At 61.8% G+C, this 17,928-nt stretch carries 9 protein-coding genes and 1 pseudogene; 3 read left to right on the forward strand and 7 right to left on the reverse strand.

Annotation, left to right across the window (positions count from 1 at the left end):
* Positions 1-252 precede the first annotated feature (252 nt).
* A pseudogene (locus ACLCGK_RS09675) lies at positions 253-2,196 on the forward strand (methyl-accepting chemotaxis protein).
* A 155-nt stretch (positions 2,197-2,351) separates the two neighbouring features.
* On the forward strand, positions 2,352-3,302 hold the full coding sequence (locus tag ACLCGK_RS09680; protein ID WP_410951894.1) for an RHS repeat-associated core domain-containing protein: 951 nt from the start codon (positions 2,352-2,354) through the stop codon (positions 3,300-3,302).
* Between the two features lie 89 nt (positions 3,303-3,391).
* Here the strand turns inward: ACLCGK_RS09680 and ACLCGK_RS09685 are convergent, their stop codons facing one another.
* The 7 genes from ACLCGK_RS09685 to pip form a co-directional block, all read right to left on the reverse strand.
* On the reverse strand, positions 3,392-4,126 hold the full coding sequence (locus ACLCGK_RS09685) for an amino acid ABC transporter ATP-binding protein (RefSeq protein WP_013974550.1): 735 nt from the start codon (positions 4,124-4,126) through the stop codon (positions 3,392-3,394).
* On the reverse strand, positions 4,119-5,081 hold the full coding sequence (locus ACLCGK_RS09690; RefSeq protein ID WP_410951895.1) for an amino acid ABC transporter permease: 963 nt from the start codon (positions 5,079-5,081) through the stop codon (positions 4,119-4,121). Before ACLCGK_RS09690 ends, ACLCGK_RS09685 begins: the two co-directional genes overlap by 8 nt.
* 78 nt (positions 5,082-5,159) lie before the next feature.
* Positions 5,160-5,957, reverse strand: coding sequence for a transporter substrate-binding domain-containing protein (locus ACLCGK_RS09695; protein ID WP_024087841.1), 798 nt, complete (start codon positions 5,955-5,957; stop codon positions 5,160-5,162).
* A gap of 266 nt (positions 5,958-6,223) precedes the next feature.
* Positions 6,224-8,797, reverse strand: coding sequence for a glucans biosynthesis glucosyltransferase MdoH (mdoH, locus tag ACLCGK_RS09700; protein ID WP_410951896.1), 2,574 nt, complete (start codon positions 8,795-8,797; stop codon positions 6,224-6,226).
* A complete protein-coding gene (locus tag ACLCGK_RS09705) occupies positions 8,790-10,511 on the reverse strand; it encodes a glucan biosynthesis protein G (protein ID WP_015272100.1) in 1,722 nt (573 codons plus the stop codon). Before ACLCGK_RS09705 ends, mdoH begins: the two co-directional genes overlap by 8 nt.
* A 263-nt stretch (positions 10,512-10,774) precedes the next feature.
* Positions 10,775-11,212 (reverse strand): D-aminoacyl-tRNA deacylase, encoded by a 438-nt coding sequence (gene dtd / locus ACLCGK_RS09710; RefSeq protein WP_013974555.1) that lies wholly within the window; start codon positions 11,210-11,212, stop codon positions 10,775-10,777.
* Positions 11,209-12,180, reverse strand: coding sequence for a prolyl aminopeptidase (gene pip, locus ACLCGK_RS09715; RefSeq protein WP_013974556.1), 972 nt, complete (start codon positions 12,178-12,180; stop codon positions 11,209-11,211). Before pip ends, dtd begins: the two co-directional genes overlap by 4 nt.
* A gap of 170 nt (positions 12,181-12,350) precedes the next feature.
* Here pip and ACLCGK_RS09720 point away from each other — a divergent pair, with 170 nt between their 5' ends.
* Complete coding sequence (locus tag ACLCGK_RS09720; RefSeq protein ID WP_410951897.1) at positions 12,351-17,876, forward strand: dermonecrotic toxin domain-containing protein; 5,526 nt, start codon at positions 12,351-12,353, stop codon at positions 17,874-17,876.
* Positions 17,877-17,928: the final 52 nt, after the last annotated feature.

The raw sequence follows: 17,928 nt of genomic DNA on the forward strand, positions 1-17,928 counted from the left end.
GGAGCCGTCTGAACCGGCCTCTTCATGGGCTTGCCCGCTCCCACAGGCACTGCATGGCCTTGAAGCCTGTGCGATCCCTGTGGGAGCGGGCGAGCCCGCGAAGAGGCCGGTACAGGCAATAAATCCCACCTAATGAAGTGAAATTTCCTACCTGATTATCAGGTCAAGTCCTACAGCTCCGCTGCCGATTGGCAAAGGTGTGATGCCAGCAATACGCCTGCATCCTCGCCCCCAATCGCACGGAGATTCCTCATGCTCGGCTACCTCAACCGCAAGCTCGGCAACATCAGTGTCGCCGCCTAGCTAGCCCTCGGCTTTGCCGTAGTCCTGCTGCTTACCCTGGCCACCACCGTCAGTGGCTGGCGTGCACTGGATGACGCCATTGTGCGCTCGCAGCAACTCAGCGAAATCGGCCTGATCAACGACCTGACCAAAGACTTGCGCGCAGAGCGCATCACTTACCGCGTACTCAACGACAACGCCAGCAGAACGCGGATAGCCAACATTCTCGACCAGCTCAACAGCATGCTGAGCACCCTGCAACAACGTAGCAGCGTGGATGAATCCCGGCAGATGCTGACCGAAAAGCTGGCGTTGCTGCAGCGCCTGCGCGACGATTTCAGCGAGCTGGAGAATACTGTCGCCAAGCGTATCGCCCTGCGCCAGGCCATGCAGGCCCATGAGCAGAAGCTCACCGAAGTGATCGACGATCTCCAGACCCAGGCCTTGCTGAGGATGCCTGCCGACAGCCAGCAAGGCGGTGTGCTGGGGCTGATGGACACGCTTGGCCGACATGTCGACGGTGCCAACCAGCAGAGCCTGGTTCCGGCCTATACCTTCTCCCCTGTGGAAAGCTTCGCCAAGGTCGGCGACAGCTCCCTGGATGCCGCCGCCAGCAGCCTTGCGCAACTGCTCAAAGGCCTTGCTCCACTTGGCTTGCCCCGTGCGCTCACCCAGCAGCCCGGGGACCAGCTGGCCAAGTACCGCGCCAGCCTGGATGAGTATCGTCGGGCTGCGGTGCGTGTCGAACAGCTGCAAAACAATATGGAGAACATGGGCAACGAGCTGCGCGCAGTAAGCCTGGAACTTGGCAAACGCAAGATCGAGCAGCGCGACAGGGAAGCCCTTGAGGCCCGTTCGCTGCTGACCACTGTAGCCCTGCTGGCGTTGGCCGTAGGCGTCGTGGCCGGCTGGCTGATCACCCTGCAGATCACCCAGCCTTTGCGCCAGACCCTGGCCGTGGCCGGGCGCATCGCCAAGGGCGACCTGAGCCAGGTCGAACCAGTGCAACGCCGCGACGAGATGGGCCAGTTGCAAACCAGCATGCGCGAAATGACCTTGAGCCTGCGCGAGCTGATCGGTGGCATCGACCAGGGCGTCGGCCACCTGTCACAGGCCGCCACACAGCTGGCAGCCAGCAGCGAAGACACCAAGCTGCGCATCAACCAGCAACGCGAGGAAACCGACCAGGTGGCCACGGCCATGAACCAGATGAGCGCCACCGTGCAGGAAGTGGCGCAGAACGCTGAACAGGCCTCGCTGGCGGCGACCAACGCCGACCAGCAGGCGCAGATCGGCGACCAGGTGGTGGCCGAAGCTATTGGCCGTATCGAACAGCTGGCCGGGCAGATGGACCATTGCCTGGCGGCCATGCAGCACCTGGCGGGCGAGAGCCAGCGCATCGGCAGCATCCTCGATGTGATCAAGTCAGTGTCCGAGCAGACCAACCTGCTGGCCCTGAACGCGGCGATCGAAGCAGCACGGGCGGGTGAAGCCGGGCGTGGTTTTGCCGTGGTGGCCGATGAAGTGCGCGGTCTGGCCCAGCGCACCTCGACGGCGACCGAGGAAATCGGCCAACTGATCGACAGCCTGCACAACGGCACCGACGAAGTGACCCGCTTGCTGGACAACAGCAAGAACCTGACCGAGCAGAGTGTGGAGCTGAGCCGCAAGGCGGGGCATGCGTTGAGCCAGATCACTGACACGGTGTCCAGCATCCAGGGCATGAACCAGCAGATTGCCACGGCCAGCGAAGAGCAGAGCGTGGTCACCGAGCAGATCAACCGTAGTGTGCTGAATGTGCGCGATGTGTCGGATCAGACCAGTGCGGCCAGTGAGCAGACGGCGGCTTCGAGTGGGGAACTGGAGCAGCTGGGGCAGCAGTTGCGGGGGATGGTGGGGCGGTTCAGCATTTGAGATTGCCGGGGCTGCTTTGCAGCCCTTCGCCCGTTCATCCCGGGCACAACCGTCGAGAACCCAATCGGAGCGCCTCAGCCTGACATTTTTGCTAGTTGCTGGGACCGCCTTGCTAGCCTCATTCTTGAGGCCAAGTTACATTAGGGATTTATCTTATGAGCAGCAGACAATTACGTTTTTATAGTCATTCGCAGCTCACATCTATCGTGGCAACCGGCAGCTCAGTAAGGTTGATGTGGGCGGCGGGGACCCCGCTATGCCAGGGTGGCTCATCATTCACCGGAAACTATCTGCTGGCTACCGACAGGACAAACTCTGTACTGACTACGGCTCAGGGACCGACCCTCAAGAGCACGAGTTATTGCGCTTATGGGAATACCCCCCCTGGTTCCTTACCCGTAGCGCTGGGTTATAACGCGGAGTACCTCGAAGACTTTGGCGATTACTTGCCGGGCTGCGGAGAACGTGGATACAGCACTTGGCTAAGACGGTTTCTTTCACCAGATCGTGCCAGTGTATTCTTACCCGAAAACCTTAATGCATACGCCTACACTGCAGGCGACCCGATAAATTATAACGACCCTTCGGGAAATTTACGTAATCCTGTAAAAGCTATCTATAACAATTGGAAAGGCAGTAGGGCACTCGCTAAGGTCTCAAAAGATCTGAAGCGGCGCATCGACAATAGTCGAAACCTAGATCTTGACGTAGGCGACGAAGTAAGAAGAGACCAGCAAAGAACTAGAGATATCGAGTCTGTTAATCGAAAAATCAAAACCACCTCAGAAGAGTTGGACAATCTTCATCGGGAGATGGAAGGACTAGACGACACCATCGTCTATAAAAAAAGAAAACTAACTACAAAGGCAGAATACTTATATGAAAGCTCCGCTAAAGCTGTGGCCAAGGAGAAAGAGCTAGCAGCAAACCTGGACAGCTTGCTCGAGCAGCGCTCCGAGTTACAGAATACAGAATCCCAAGTCCGCGCCGCAGAACGTCGAGCCGTTCAAAATAAGCAAGCAATAGAGGTAGCTTGGGCGCGCCTGGAATATCTAGAAAAAAAGTATCCTGCGCTGGTTGCAAAAGCGATCAGACAGATGCCCTAGGCCGCATTCTCACACAATGCATAACTGAGCTAGCCAACCCGCTAAAAGCAAAACTTCGGGGTTGGCTACGCTCTACCGTACACTACGTGTCACAACACCTGGCGCAGGAACGCCTGCGCACGCGGGTCTTTCGGCGAGGCGAAGAACGCGGCCGGCGCCGAATCTTCCAGCAACTTGCCATGATCGAAGAACAGCACCCGGTCCGCCACTTCACGGGCAAAGCCCATTTCGTGGGTAACGCAGACCATGGTCATGCCTTCCTGGGCCAAGGTCTTCATCACGTCCAGCACCTCGCCGACCATTTCCGGGTCAAGCGCCGAGGTTGGCTCGTCGAACAGCATCACTTTCGGGTCCATGGCCAGGGCCCGGGCGATCGCCACCCGCTGCTGCTGGCCACCGGACAGGCGCGACGGGTATTCGTTGGCTTTCTGCGCAATGCCCACCTTCTCCAGCAGCGCCCGGGCCTTGGCCTCGCGGTCGGCCTTGTTGCGCTTGCGCACCACCTTCTGTGCCAGGCACAGGTTCTCCAGCACGGTCATGTGTGGGAACAGGTTGAAGTGCTGGAACACCATGCCGACTTCGCGGCGGTAGGCGTTGATGTCGGTCTTCGGGTCGGCCAGTTGCAGGCCGTCGATGGCCACATGGCCTTCGTCGAAATGCTCCAGGCCGTTGAGGCAGCGCAGGAAGGTCGATTTGCCCGAGCCCGACGGGCCGAGCACCACCACCACCTCGCCCTTGGCGACCTGGGTGGTGACGTTATCCACAGCCCGTACCACGTGGCCACGGGTGTCGAAGACTTTAAGCAGGTCACGGACTTCAATCACTTTGCGCAAGCCTCCGCTCGAGCCGGCTGGCCAGGTGCGACAGCGGCAGGTTGATCAGCAGGTACAGGCCTGCCACGCAGAACCAGATCTCGAAGGTCGAGAACGAGGTGGTAATGGCCTCGCGGCCGCTCTTGGTCAGTTCGGTGATGGCAATCACCGACACCAGCGAGGTGTCCTTGACCAGGCTGATGAACTGGCCGGCCAAAGGCGGCAGCACGCGCTTGAAGGCCTGCGGCAGGATGACGTGGCGCATCGACTGGCCCGCGTTCAGGCCCAGCGAGCGGGCCGCTTCGTTCTGGCCCTTGGCAATGGACTGCACGCCGGCACGAACGATTTCGGCCACGTAGGCGCCAGTGAACAGCGCCAGTGCAGCCACCCCGGCAAACTCACGGGACAGGTTGAGCACGGTACCGATGAAGAAGTAGAAGATGAAGATCTGTACCAGCAGCGGTGTACCGCGCACCAGCTCGACATACACCGTCGACAGGTCACGCAGCGTAGGGTTGCTGGACAGGCGGCAGAGGCCGGCGAACAGGCCGATCAACAGGCCCAGAGCACCGGATACCACCGAAATCCAAAGCGTGGTCCACAGGCCCCAGGCCAGCGGGCCGGCCGCCCAGTGACGGGTGACGCCAATCTGGTCGCCTTCGGAAACATCGTCGCCGCGGGCCAGCTGCAGGCTGTCCTTGTCCACATCGAGCACCTGCTCGGCACCGCTCTCATCTCTCAGCGTGACACGGGCATTGTCGCCAGAGATGACGATGTCCTGCACGGTGCCGTAACCGGCGGCGCGCTGTGCTTCCTCAGCCTTGTAGGCGAAGTACTGCGGTACGCGGTTCCAGCGCCATTCGTAGGAAATCATCGAGGTGGCCATGTACAGGCTGAACGCCAGGCCCACCAGGACCAGGGCAGTCAAACCGTGCCAGGGCCACTGGGCTTTCTTGTGTTTGATCACGTGGGGTACTTCCGTAAATACGAACGCGCAGGGTTTGCCTGCGCGTCGGGGTCATAAAGCCGGCTTGTGGCCTGGGCCTTATTCCATTTCCTTCAGCCAGTCCTTGTTCTTGAACCACTTGTCGTGAATACGATCGTAGGTCCCGTCATGCTTGATCTGGTGCAGGAAGTTGTTGATGAAGTTGATGCTGTCGTAGTCGCCTTTCTTCAGGCCGAAGGCCAGCGGCTCGTAGGTGAAGGGTTCTTCGAGGAACAGCAGCTTGCCGGCACCGGCCTTGTCCACTGCCACCACGTTGTACGGCGCGTCGTAGACGAAGGCGTCAGCCTTGCCGTTGACCACGTCCATCACCGCTTCCTGCTCGTTGTCGTAGCCGTGGTACTTGGCCTTGGCGATCAGCTTCTTGGAAACCATTTCGCCGGTGGTGCCGAGCTTGGAGGTGATGCGGTACTTCTCGTTGTTCAGGTCCTTGTACGACTTGATCTCGCCCGCCAGTTCCTTGCGGATCAGCAGGGTCTGGCCAACCACGATGAAGGGTTCGCTGAAGTTCAGGCGCAGGTTGCGTTCCTGGGTCAGGGTCATGCCGCTGCCGATCATGTCGAACTTGTCGGTCAGCAGGGCCGGGATGATGCCGTCATAGGCCGTGGATACCGGCTCGAACTTGACGCCCATGGACTTGGCCATGGCCTTGAGGATATCGACTTCGAAGCCGATGATCTCGCCACGCTTGTTGGTCATCTGGAACGGCATGTAGGTCGGGTCCATGCCCACCCGCAGGGTGCCGCGCTTGACCGCGTCATCGATCGCGCCCGCCTGGGCGGCCGTTACGGCGACCAGGGCGGTGACACCGACCAGCAGTCGCGAAAGGTATTTCTTGATCATCACCAAGTCCCCTAGCAAGAAAAGTAGCGAATCTTATTGTTGGCATGGCCGTCGTGGCCAATGCGTCATATCGGAGAGGGATGCTAACGCATGGCGGCTCGGGGACCTAGAGCCGGGGGGGACTTTGTTGGCCAAAATCGGTGGGAGCCCTGAAAAGCTTCGCGGGCACGCCCGCTCCCACAGGTACAGCACATGCCTCAAAGGCTGTGAAGTACCCTGTGTGATCTTTCCTCCGGAGCGGGCGTGCCCGCGAATAGGCCCGATCAGGCGCCGACGAGTGCCGGTTGGCCTTCATTCTCCGGATGCAACGGCAACAGCGGCGAATGCGGGTCGTTCTTGATCGACGCACGCCACACGTCGATCCACGCCGCATTGTGCTCGGCCCAGACCTGCTCGTGCAGGCGGGTCAGCGCCACCGGGTCGCTGAGCAGGGCCAGGCGGGTATTGAGGTCCAGCCCTTGCGGCCCGACCTCCATCGCCTTGGCCACGCGCTCGACGCGCAGTGCCTCGATCGGCGCCGCCTGACCATGACGGGCAGTGGCCATGGCACAGGCCAGGGCGTTCTGCCGCGGGTCGACCACAGCCCGCACGAAGCCGTCATGCAGGGCATGCCAGCGGTTTTCGTGGGTGTACTGGTCGGTGGCCAGCAGCTCCTGCGGAGTAGCGTATTCCTCGGGGATGAGGAACAGCTTCTCGTCCTTGGCCGCCAGGCCCAGGCGGGTGCGGCTGGAGATCACCGAAACCGGGATCGACAGCACCAGCGAACCAACGATTGGCGCCAGCCACCACAGGAAGCTCGGGTTCAGCCAGGCCACCAGCGCCGCCCAGGCAATGCCCAGCAGGGTCTGCGGGCCGTGGCGGCGCACCGCTTCGCTCCACGGCGTGGAGTCGTCGTCACGCTGCGGCGAGTTCCAGGTCGCGGCCCAGCCGAGGAACGCGGCCAGCACGAAGCGGGTGTGGAAGATCATGCGCACCGGTGCCAGCAGCATGGAGAACAGCATCTCCATCAGCATCGACAGGGTGACCTTGATACGCCCGCCAAACTCTGTCGCGCCCTTGGCCCAGATCAGGATGACGCTGAGCAGCTTGGGCAGGAACAGCAGCACGATGGTGGTGGAGAACAGCGCCACGGCCTTCTCCGGGTGCCACTGCGGCCACAGCGGGTAGAGCTGGTACGGCTCGATGAAGTACTGCGGCTCCATCAGCGTGTTGGTCGCCAGCAGCGCGGTCGACAGCACCAGGAACAGGAACCACAGCGGTGCCGACAGGTACGACATCACTCCGGTGAGGAACACCGCCCGGTGCACCGGGTGCATGCCCTTGACCAGGAACAGGCGGAAGTTCATCAGGTTGCCGTGGCACCAGCGGCGGTCGCGCTTGAGCTCGTCGAGCAGGTTCGGCGGCAGTTCTTCGTAGCTGCCCGGCAGGTCGTAGGCAATCCACACGCCCCAGCCGGCACGGCGCATCAGCGCGGCTTCGACGAAGTCGTGGGAGAGGATCGCACCGGCGAACGCACCCTTGCCCGGCAACGGCGCCAGGGCGCAGTGCTCGATGAACGGCTTCATGCGGATGATCGCGTTGTGGCCCCAGTAGTGCGACTCGCCCAGTTGCCAGAAGTGCAGGCCGGCAGTGAACAGCGGGCCGTACACGCGGGTGGCGAACTGCTGCAGGCGTGCATACAGGGTGTCCATGCCCGAGGCCTTCGGCCCGGTCTGGATGATGCCGGCGTCCGGGTTGGCCTCCATCAGGCGCACCAGGCTGCTCAGGCACTCGCCGCTCATGACGCTGTCGGCGTCGAGCACGACCATGTACTTGTATTCGCCGCCCCAACGACGGCAGAAGTCGTCGAGGTTGCCACTCTTGCGCTTCACCCGGCGCCGACGACGGCGGTAGAAGATGCGGCCGAAGCCTTTGGTTTCGCGGCACACGTCCAGCCAGGCCTGTTGCTCGGCAACGGCGATGTCGGTGTCGTTGGTGTCGCTGAGCACGAAGAAGTCGAAGCGATCGAGGTTGCCGCTGGCGGCCACCGACTCGAACGTTGCGCGCAGGCCGGCGAACACGCGCGGCACGTCTTCGTTGCAGATCGGCATCACCAGCGCGGTACGCGCCTCGGGCGCGATCGGCTCGTTGCCTGCACTGCTACCCGAAATCTTGTACTTGTCGCGCCCGGTGAGCAGCTCGAGGAAGCCCATCAGCGCAGTCCAGAAGCCCGCCGATACCCAGCAGAACAGGATGCCGAAGAGAACCAGGATGGACGTCTGCAAGGCATACGGCCAAACCTGCACCACGGTGTCCCACAGCGGCTGGTTGACGACTTCGTCAAAGTCCACGAACGACCAGCCCTGGTACGGCAGGATGCCCTTCATGTACCAGCCGGCAACGATGGTCTGGCCGATCATCAGCGCCAGCAGGATGTAACGGCGGATCGAACCGACCGTACGCCAGCGGGCTGGCGGCAGCTCGCGCTTGGGCGGCTGCGGGGCGTTGGTGCGGCCAGTCATGCGCCGCCACATGCGGATCAGCACGTTGGTACGCCATGGCTCGGGCACGACCTTGGTGCGCTTGATCGGCGGGGCGATCTTCAGGCACAGGCGGCCGCTGCCGTCGACACCAAGCATTTCGGCGTCTTCCAGCTCGGCGGCGCTGCCTACGGTCAGGCGCGGGCCCACCGAGGCCTGCACGGCCTCGGCAGAGCTGGCGGCCGGGTTGGCCGCCAGGCGTTGGTGCAGCTCACTGAATGACGTGCAGCTGGCGAGTTCCGCCCGTTGCTCGTCGCTCAGTGGTAGGTGGGCCAGGTACTCGCGAAGCGATTCCGGCCTTGCGCTTGAGTTACTCATCGGCAGGCAACTGATAGCTCCAGGTCTCGGTCAGCACCTTCTCGGTGGTGGCCGGGGTCCCGTTGGTGGGCGCCGCATCGGCGGCAGGTTGTTCGGCCTTGGCGGCTTTCTCGGCCTTGGCTTGCTTGGCTGCAGCCTTGTCCTGCTTGGCGTCCTTGGCAGGCTTGGCGGCTTCGACCGGCACGTCACGCACAAGCGCGGCACGCATTTCGGTCGATTTGTTGGCTTCCTTGACCTTCAAACGCAGGGTCAGGCGCCAGCCCTTGGTCTCAGGGTTATAGCGCAGGTTGTTCTCGACCACCTCGGCGTTGTCGCCCACGCTGATCTGGCTGCGCACGGCGGTGTCTTCCGGCAGGGCGGCCAGCGCCGGGCCGGCGAAGTCGACCAGGAAGGCCACGCTGCCGTCTGGCTGGCGGATCAGGTTGGATTGCTTGACGTCGCCGGTGGAACGCAGGGTCTGCTTGACCCAGCCCAGCTCGGGAGCCTGGAACTTCGGCTCGTCGATGGTCCAGTGCAGGCGGTATGCGTACTCGAATGGCTTGCCTGGCTCAGGCAGCTTTTCCGGGCTCCAGAAGGCCACGATGTTGTCATTGGTCTCGTCGGCAGTCGGGATTTCGACCAGGTCGACGGTGCCCTTGCCCCAGTCCCCCTTCGGCTCGATCCAGGCGCTCGGGCGCTTCTGGTAGTTGTCGTCGAGGTCTTCGTAGTCGCTGAAGGCGCGCTGGCGCTGCATCAGGCCGAAACCACGCGGGTTCTCGACGCTGAAGTTGCTCACGGCCAGGTGTTTCGGGTTGTTCAGCGGGCGCCACAGCCATTCGCCGTTGCCGGCATGGATCGACAGGCCTTCGGAGTCGTGCAGGGCCGGACGGTAGTTGAGGACCTTGGACGGCTGGTTGGGGCCGAACAGGTACATGCTGGTCAGCGGGGCAATGCCCAGGCGGCTGACATGGTCACGCAGGAACACGCGGGACTGCACGTCGACCACGGTATCGTTGCCTGGGCGCAGGGTCAGCTTGTAGGCGCCGGTGGAACGCGGCGAGTCCAGCAGGGCGTAGATGACCAGGTGCTTGTCGGCCGGCTTGGGCTTCTCGACCCAGAACTCGGTGAAGCGCGGGAACTCCTCACCCGACGGCAGTGCGGTGTCGATGGCCAGGCCACGGGCCGACAGGCCATATACATGGCCCTTGCCGACCACGCGGAAGTAGCTGGCGCCAAGCAGGGTCATGATCTCGTCCTGCTTGTCGGCCTTGTTGATCGGGTACAGCACGCGGAAACCGGCGTAACCCAGGTTCTTGGTGGTTTCCGGGTCGTGTGGCACGTCACCGAACTCGAAACGGCTCGGGTCGTACTTGATTTCCTCGACCTTGGTGGCGGTGACCTCGTTGATCTTCACCGGGGTATCGAAGTGCATGCCCTGGTGATAGAACGACAGCTTGAACGGGGTCTTGTCCTTGGCCCACTCGGCCTTTTCCTGCAGGAAATGAATCTTCTGGTAGTCCGCGAACTTCATGTCGCGGAATACGGCCGGCAGGTTGCTTTTCGGTGCTTCGTACTTCTGGCCGGCCAGATCCTTTGCCTTGGCTGCAACATCGTCAAGATTGAATGCCCACAGCTGGCCCGCGCTCATCAGGCCGACCAGTGCAACACTGGCCATCAGGGCCTTGCGCAGCCCGGTACCGGGGATTCTTGATGCTTTTTGGGGACTAACAATCACGAGCAACCCTCGCCGAAAACAGATCATGAAACCAACGGCCAGCGACAAATGCCGGGTTGGCGAGCACTGTTCGGACCCCGTGAGGGCGTAATGATTCCCCAAACGGATCCAGACAATACTCGAGTCAGAGTGAAACGAACCTGCGAACGCAGGTCCATGCAGCGCGCGATTATCCAGCAGGTCGCGTGACAACGCATCAGGCTGGAACAACTATTTATCGTACAAAACCCCTTGTTTTCCTGTGAACAAGGGGTTTTTTAACCTCATATTTGTAACATAAATGTTACGGGGCCATCATTGACCAGGTGCACCTGCATGTCTGCGCCGAATTGCCCGCTTGCCACATCGGCGTGCCGGGCCTTCGCCTGCTGCAAAAGATAGTCGAACAACTCGGCGCCAAGGGCCGGTGGCGCTGCCGTCGAGAAGCTCGGGCGCATGCCGTTGCGGGTGTCTGCCGCCAGGGTGAACTGCGACACCAGCAACAAACCTCCCCCCACATCCTTGAGCGACAGGTTCATCTTGCCCTGCTCGTCGCTGAACACCCGGTAGTTCAACAGCTTGTGCAACAGTTTGTCGGCCTGCTCACGGGAATCTTCAGGCTCGACGGCCACCAGCACCAGCAAACCCTGGTCGATGGCACCCACCACCTCCCCCGCTACCTCCACCCGTGCACCGCGCACGCGCTGCAGCAGGCCCCTCATGCTTCTTCCAGGGGCAGGTCGAGCAAGCGCCGGGCCATCTGGTCGGCGGCACGCACCAGGGCATCAGTGATGCCCGGCTCGGAAGCCGCGTGGCCAGCGTCACGGATCACCTTGAGCTCGCTGTTCGGCCAGGCCTGGTGCAGCGCCCAGGCGTTGTCCAGCGGGCAGATCACATCATAGCGGCCATGCACGATCACGGCCGGCAGGTGGGCGATCTTCGGCAGATCGCGGATCAACTGGTCCGGCTCGAGGAAGGCGTTGTTCATGAAGTAGTGGCATTCGATACGGGCGATCGACAGTGCACGCTGCGGCTCGGAGAAGCGGTCGACCACCAGCGGGTTGGGACGCAAGGTGGCGGTACGGCCTTCCCAGGTGGACCACGCCTTGGCCGCGTGCATCTGGGCGATCTGGTCGTTGCCGGTCAGGCGCTTGTGGAAGGCCGTGACCAGGTCACCGCGCTCCTCCGGCGGGATTGGCGCGATGTAGTCCTGCCAGTAATCGGGGAACAGGCGGCTGGCGCCTTCCTGGTAGAACCACTGGATCTCCTGGGGCCTGCACAGGAATATGCCGCGCAGGATCAGGCCATGCACCCGCTCGGGGTGGGTCTGGGCGTAGGCCAGGGCCAGGGTGGAGCCCCACGAGCCGCCGAACAGCACCCACTTGTCGATGCCAAGGTGCTCGCGGATGCGCTCAAGGTCCTCGACCAGGTGCCAGGTGGTGTTGTTCTCCAGGCTTGCATGCGGCGTGGAGCGGCCACAGCCGCGCTGGTCGAAGGTGATGATGCGGTACAGGGTCGGGTCGAAGTAGCAGCGGCTCTGGGCGTCGCAACCGGCGCCCGGGCCGCCGTGGATGAATACCACCGGCAGACCTTCTGGCGAGCCGCTTTCGTCGACATACAGCACATGCGGCGCTTCCACGGCCAGATCGTGCCGGGCGTAAGGTTTGATCTGCGGGTACAGGGTCTGCATTGCGCACTCCGTGTGAGGATTATTCGGCCGTGGGCCATCATAAACCTGAATTGCGCTTTGAGCACTGCCCGCGCTGATGCCGCCGCACCTCGAGGGCACATATATCTACCTCCAGCAGCTCAGACAGGCCCGCGATATTCCCTCGCCCCAAATCAAGCAAGGGCTTCGCCATGCCAACTGCAGTCACTGCCGCACCTAGTGTTCATTACGCCACCATCGAGCGCAGAATCCCCACCTGGCTCAAGCAGGCTCCGCCAGAAACCCAGAGCGCGATGCGCAACTGGCATCAAGCCCCTGCCTGGCTGGCGACGGCAATCCAGCAACAGCCGGAAGTCGCCAAGGCATGGCAGGAAGAGCACGCACGTCACCGCGAGCACCAGGTGCAGGTGCACAAGCTGTTCGAAAAGCTTCCAACCCTGGAAGCGTACGCCACCAAGACACTCACCGAAGCCATCAAGCAGCGATTCAGGCTTGACCTGGACGTGCGCAACACCTACCTCGTCGATGCCCGCCAGATCGAAACGACCAATGCCATCGACAGCCGCCAGGCGGTCGACCGGGCTACACGCTCGCTGCTGCACTGCGCCTTGCACAACTTCGACCAGGATGCCGCTGCCGAGCATGGCATGGACGCGCCCGCCTCCCTGCTCAAGAGGTCGGTCATAGTCGATCACCGGCGCTTCATGGGCACCGTGCCGATCAACAATGCACTGGATATCGCCGCCGAAGATTTCGCCGATTTGTGTCGTACGCTGGATATCGGCGGCAAATACCATCAACAGGTACATGCCATCTACTATCCAGCGGCCACGCCGCCACTCGGCGCGGATGAAGCCGCACTGGCCGTTTATGAAACACTGGGGCGTGCAGAGGTCTCGGCATTCCGGCAATCCCTGCATTTGGCCCGCCTCAAGGGGGATATCAGCGAGGCGCTATATTCCGCCGCTCTTGCCACGCCACTTGACCAGGCGCCATCGCCCTCTTCGCCGGTGACGTTCAGCCTGCTCAACTTGTGGGAAGCCGAGCTGACCGGCGTTGTGCTCATCACCCTGCAAGCTGAAGAGCATCAGGCAGTGGCGCTGTACATCCCCGAAGACAGCACAACGCCCCTCAAGGAATTCGCCAGCCAGGAAGCCATGAACGAAGAGTTGCGCGACAGGCTCCAGGCCGATATCGGCTACCTGGACAGGCACCTCGCCGACCGCGACAAGGCGCCGATAACCACTCGTCTGAAGGACCGGCTAATGCCCCTGGCCTGGAGTGCCCGCGGCCTGCATGAACGTGTTCCGGACCCGCACGCCACCCTGTATCCGGTCACAAAGCCTTTCAGCCACGCCTTCCAGGGCGTGATGACGTTCCAGAAGACCCAGCGTCATGAGAAGGATGTGCTGTTCCACGCCACGCCAACCGAAATCGTCGATCGGCGCACCGCCCAAGCCCACCGAGAGCTGATTGCCGGCCGTGTGCTCACGGCCTTGAACATCGCCGGCTTCTTCGTGCCAGGGCTTGGCGAGGCAATGCTTGCTGTTTGCCTGGCCCAGCTGGCCCATGAGGTGTATGAAGGGATCGACGCCTGGGAAAACGACGAGCGTGATACTGCCTATGGCTATCTGGTCGATGTGATCGAAAACGTGGCCATCATGGCCGCCCTCAGCGCAGCAGCCAAAGCTTTGAGAGGCTTGCACGGCAGCGAAACCGGCACCTCGCTGGAAGGGCCGGAGATTGAAAAGCCAGAGGATGAGGAGCCAGGGATAACCCGTATTCCGGTAGAAACGCCTTCATTCATCGAAGAACTGGAAGACGTGGAAACATCCGACGGTCAGACGCGGTTGTGGAAACCCGACCTCACGCCCTACCAGAGTCACGAGACGCTGCCCCATGACCTGGTACCGGACGAACTGGGCCTACGGCATCACCAAGGCAAACGCTGGCTGGTACTGCAGGGCAATCAGTACATCGTCAGCCAAACGCCGACGACTGGCGAATATCGTTTGCAACACCCTGCAAGTCCTCGCCGTTACCAGCCGCCAGTGCGGCACAACGGTGCCGGAGCATGGTTGCACGTTACGGATAAGCCACTGAGTTGGTCGGGCATGACACTCCTGCGCCGCATCGGCCAATTGAGTGGGCACTTTAACGAGCCGACGCTGCAACGGATTATCGCCGTCAGCGGCGTACACGAAGACGAGCTGCGCCGGGCCCTGGCCGAAAGCCAGCGGCTACCGGCCTTGCTGGAAGACACCCTGCAACGCTTCAAGCTGGACGAAACGTTCCGCCAGCTAGCGGACGAGAGCACTCGGCCAGCTGAGTTTTCCAGGGCCTACGCCGCCCTTTCTCGTGACTTGGCGCCGGGCGCAGAGGCCATACAGAGGGCGTATCCGAAATTGCCATCAGCAGTCGCCAATGAGCTGGCGCGCGAGGCCAGTGCCCTCGAACTGCAGATACTCGACAACGGCAAGGTACCACTGCGCCTTGCCGAAGAAGCCCGCATCTACCAGCAACAAATTCGCCTTGCCCGCACCTGCGAAGGGCTGTACCTGTCCAGCGTGCCGAGCTGGGATAGCGACCTGTTGATCATGCATACGCTCGAACGCTTGCCAGGCTGGCCTGCACAGACCAGGCTCCGGCTGCTCCAGCGCATGTCCTGGCCAACCCAAGATCATGCCATTGGCACGCCGGGCAACCGCCCATACACGACCATCACCCATGCCCCGGCAGGGTACATCGTCCACGACGAAAGCCTGTCCAGTGCGGTGGTCAAGGTGTACCCAAGCCTTTACGCTGCATTGTACGAGGCACTTCCCGCGGCGATGGCGAGCATGGACGTCACCGATCAGCAAGCGCTGCAGCGCCTTGTACAGGAAAGCCCGTTACTACCCCGCCCAGCCCTGAGGGCGCTGCTGGGCATGCAGCCCGTACGCCCCGGTTACCGTTCTCCCATGCGCCTGGCCGATGGCCGCCTGGGCTACCCACTCAGTGGCGGCGGCCCGGCCACCCACGGCATCACCCGTCAGCGCCTGCTCGAAGCTATCGAAGCCACAGGGCTCGCCACACGCACCGGCCGCTCGGCAGATCAGATTCTGCTGGCACTTGCCAGCCGCGGCCGTACACAGCTGCAGATATTCGAACATTTGCAGACGCTGCTGGAGCAACGCAACGAGCTGCAAAGCAGCCTGGACGATTGGAGCGAAGCCATTTCGCCGGCAAGCGACCAGGCAGCCCACGACTACGACAGCCTGCGTGACTCGATCATGCAACATTGGTACGAGACTGCGCTGGAGGAGAGCGCAGAGCCCACGACCGAACTGCGTATCGCCCGCGTCCCACTTGCCGACGTACCCCTCACCTTGCCCGCGTTTTTCAACACACGCGTGCGCAGCCTGAGCCTGATCGACCTACCGTCAGGATCGCTGGCGGGCTGGGCGCAAAACGAGCGCCTGCTGCAGCGCCTGCTCAGGCAGATGCCGCAGATCGAGTCGCTGGAAATCAGCCGTGCGTTTGACCCCAGGGCAACGCCCTCGCCCTTCCTGTTCAGCGTGCCCACCATCACCGAGTGCCTGCCAGCGTTGCAACGACTGGTGCTCACCAACCAGAACATGACGCTCTCCGAAAGCGACCTGAACCTGCTGTCAGGGCTTCGCCAATTGAGATATCTGGACCTGAGTGGTAACCGGCTGGCGCAGAGCAACAGGCCAAGTTTCCATGAGTTGACCCTGGACTACCTGGGCCTGGACCAGATGCAGCTGGCCCAATGGCCGATCGGGATTGGCAGCGACGCCCTGGCGCGCATTTCCCATCTGTCGTTGCGCCACAACAATCTCAGGTCGTTGCCCTCGTTCCTGCTTCATGAAGCGGACATGCTGACCACCCCACCGGTGATCTCGCTGGAAGGCAACAGCATCAATGAATCTCACCTGCAGCGATTGTTGCTGAACGAGCGCGTCGACACCTCGGGCATCACCACGGACCAGCCAGAAGCACTATCCGAACAACTCGCACGCATTCGCGATGAGCGACGACAGATGCGCGATGCGATCGATGGCTGGGCCCAGGCATCCAGCTCGAGCAACCCATTGACCCAAGCCGCGCTAGCAGACAGGCAACGTATCGCGTCAGCGATCGGTCAATTCTGGGAACAACAGGAGCAGGGCCAGTCCTACCTGCGCCTGCAACTTGAGGACGTGGCTATCGAACATTTCCCCAGGCGGCTTCCAGCGTTCTTTGGCGCCCGCGTACGCGCACTCAGCCTGACGCGGTTGCGAGGCAGCGCCTCACAGCTCGATGAACTACTCAGCCGGTTCCCTAACATCAGCCGGTTGACCATCGATGAGCACCAGGCCGCCATGCCCTCGCTGGCATCCGCTCTGGCTCGCCTTCCCCAGCTCACCTTCCTGGAGTTTCGCAACATGGGCCTTGAGGTCGATCAGGCCATGCTCGACATTTTCGCAGGGCTGCGAAACCTGACGTCGCTGGACCTGTCGGGCAACCGCATGGGCAGCATCGACCGGGTGCCCGCATCGCTGGCCAGCAACCTGCAGTCACTCGCATTGACCAACATGAACCTGCAAGCCTGGCCCAGCTGGTGTGACAGTTTGCTGCCACTGGAACTTCTCGACCTGAGCTCGAACAACATCACCCAGTTGCCCGAGCACATCCTGTCGAACCTGAACAATCCCATGCCGATCTCGTCGATCGCCTTGTTCGACAACCCGTTGCCTCTTGAAACCATCCTGCGGGTACGCACGTTCTCGGACAGCCAGCACAGCTATTCCTTTGCCCTGGATATCCCCGACGACCTGATGTTCTTCGATACTTCCAGCGAAGGATCTCTCGACCACCCTCACTTCCCACTGCTGGGCGATGATACGCCCAGGCTGGAGGACTGGATGCTGGGTAACGAGGCACAGAATGCAGCATTGCGGGAGTGTTGGGAGCGGCTTGAAGGCAGCGATCTGTTGCGTCTGACAGGCCGTCTGCACAATGCCGCTCCGTACGTTGACCCGAATACGCGAACCACCTTCTGCGAACGGGTACGCATCATGCTGGTGGTGGCTGCAAGCAACGAAACCGAACGCCCGATCATGGAGAGCATCGCTGCTGCGGCATTGCCCGACCCGGCAACCGGCTCGCAGACCTGCCACGATGGAGCGCTGCAGGAGTTCAACAATATTGAACTGTATCTGATGAGCCAACGCCTGTTGATCGACGCCGGCGATTCCCTGCAAGCACTACGTCGTCGCCTGTTGCAACTTTTCCGGATCGAACAGCTGGAGCTGATGGCCAACCAACGGACTGGCACAGGTGACCGGGTATCGGTACGCCTGGCCTACCGGCGGGAACTGGCCAAGGAACTGGACCTGCCGATCGCCGACAGCATGCGTTTTCGAGGTGCTGCGAACCTGGCGCGCGATGAGTTATCCAGCGTGCTGGAGAAGGTCCGGAAAAGTGAACTGAGCGATGCACTGGTCGAATACATGCTGGCGAATACGGATTGGACCACGCGTCTGCGAGCCGAATTTGCCGACCGCTTCGCCGAAATAGAAGCACGTTTCCGCCTGCGGGTGCTTGAGCTGGCAAGCAAGGACCACTCGCTTCAGGACGAGTTGAACTTGCAGCAAGGCCTGCAAGATGACAAGGATCAGGAAGAGAGGGAGCTACTGCGCGAACTCACCATCAAGCAAATCAACAACAACTGAGCAGTAGTGACTGGCGACGCGAACAACCTGCATCGCGTCGCCATTCTCACCG

The sequence above is a fragment of the Pseudomonas sp. S1(2024) genome, assembly GCF_046557535.1.

Bases quoted from the DNA above. Each gene is read 5' to 3' on its own strand.
- ACLCGK_RS09680 (WP_410951894.1), top strand. From the start codon at position 2,352: ATGAGCAGCAGACAATTACGTTTTTATAGTCATTCGCAGCTCACATCT.
- mdoH (WP_410951896.1), bottom strand. From the start codon at position 8,797: ATGAGTAACTCAAGCGCAAGGCCGGAATCGCTTCGCGAGTACCTGGCC.
- dtd (WP_013974555.1), bottom strand. From the start codon at position 11,212: ATGAGGGGCCTGCTGCAGCGCGTGCGCGGTGCACGGGTGGAGGTAGCG.
- pip (WP_013974556.1), bottom strand. From the start codon at position 12,180: ATGCAGACCCTGTACCCGCAGATCAAACCTTACGCCCGGCACGATCTG.
- ACLCGK_RS09720 (WP_410951897.1), top strand. From the start codon at position 12,351: ATGCCAACTGCAGTCACTGCCGCACCTAGTGTTCATTACGCCACCATC.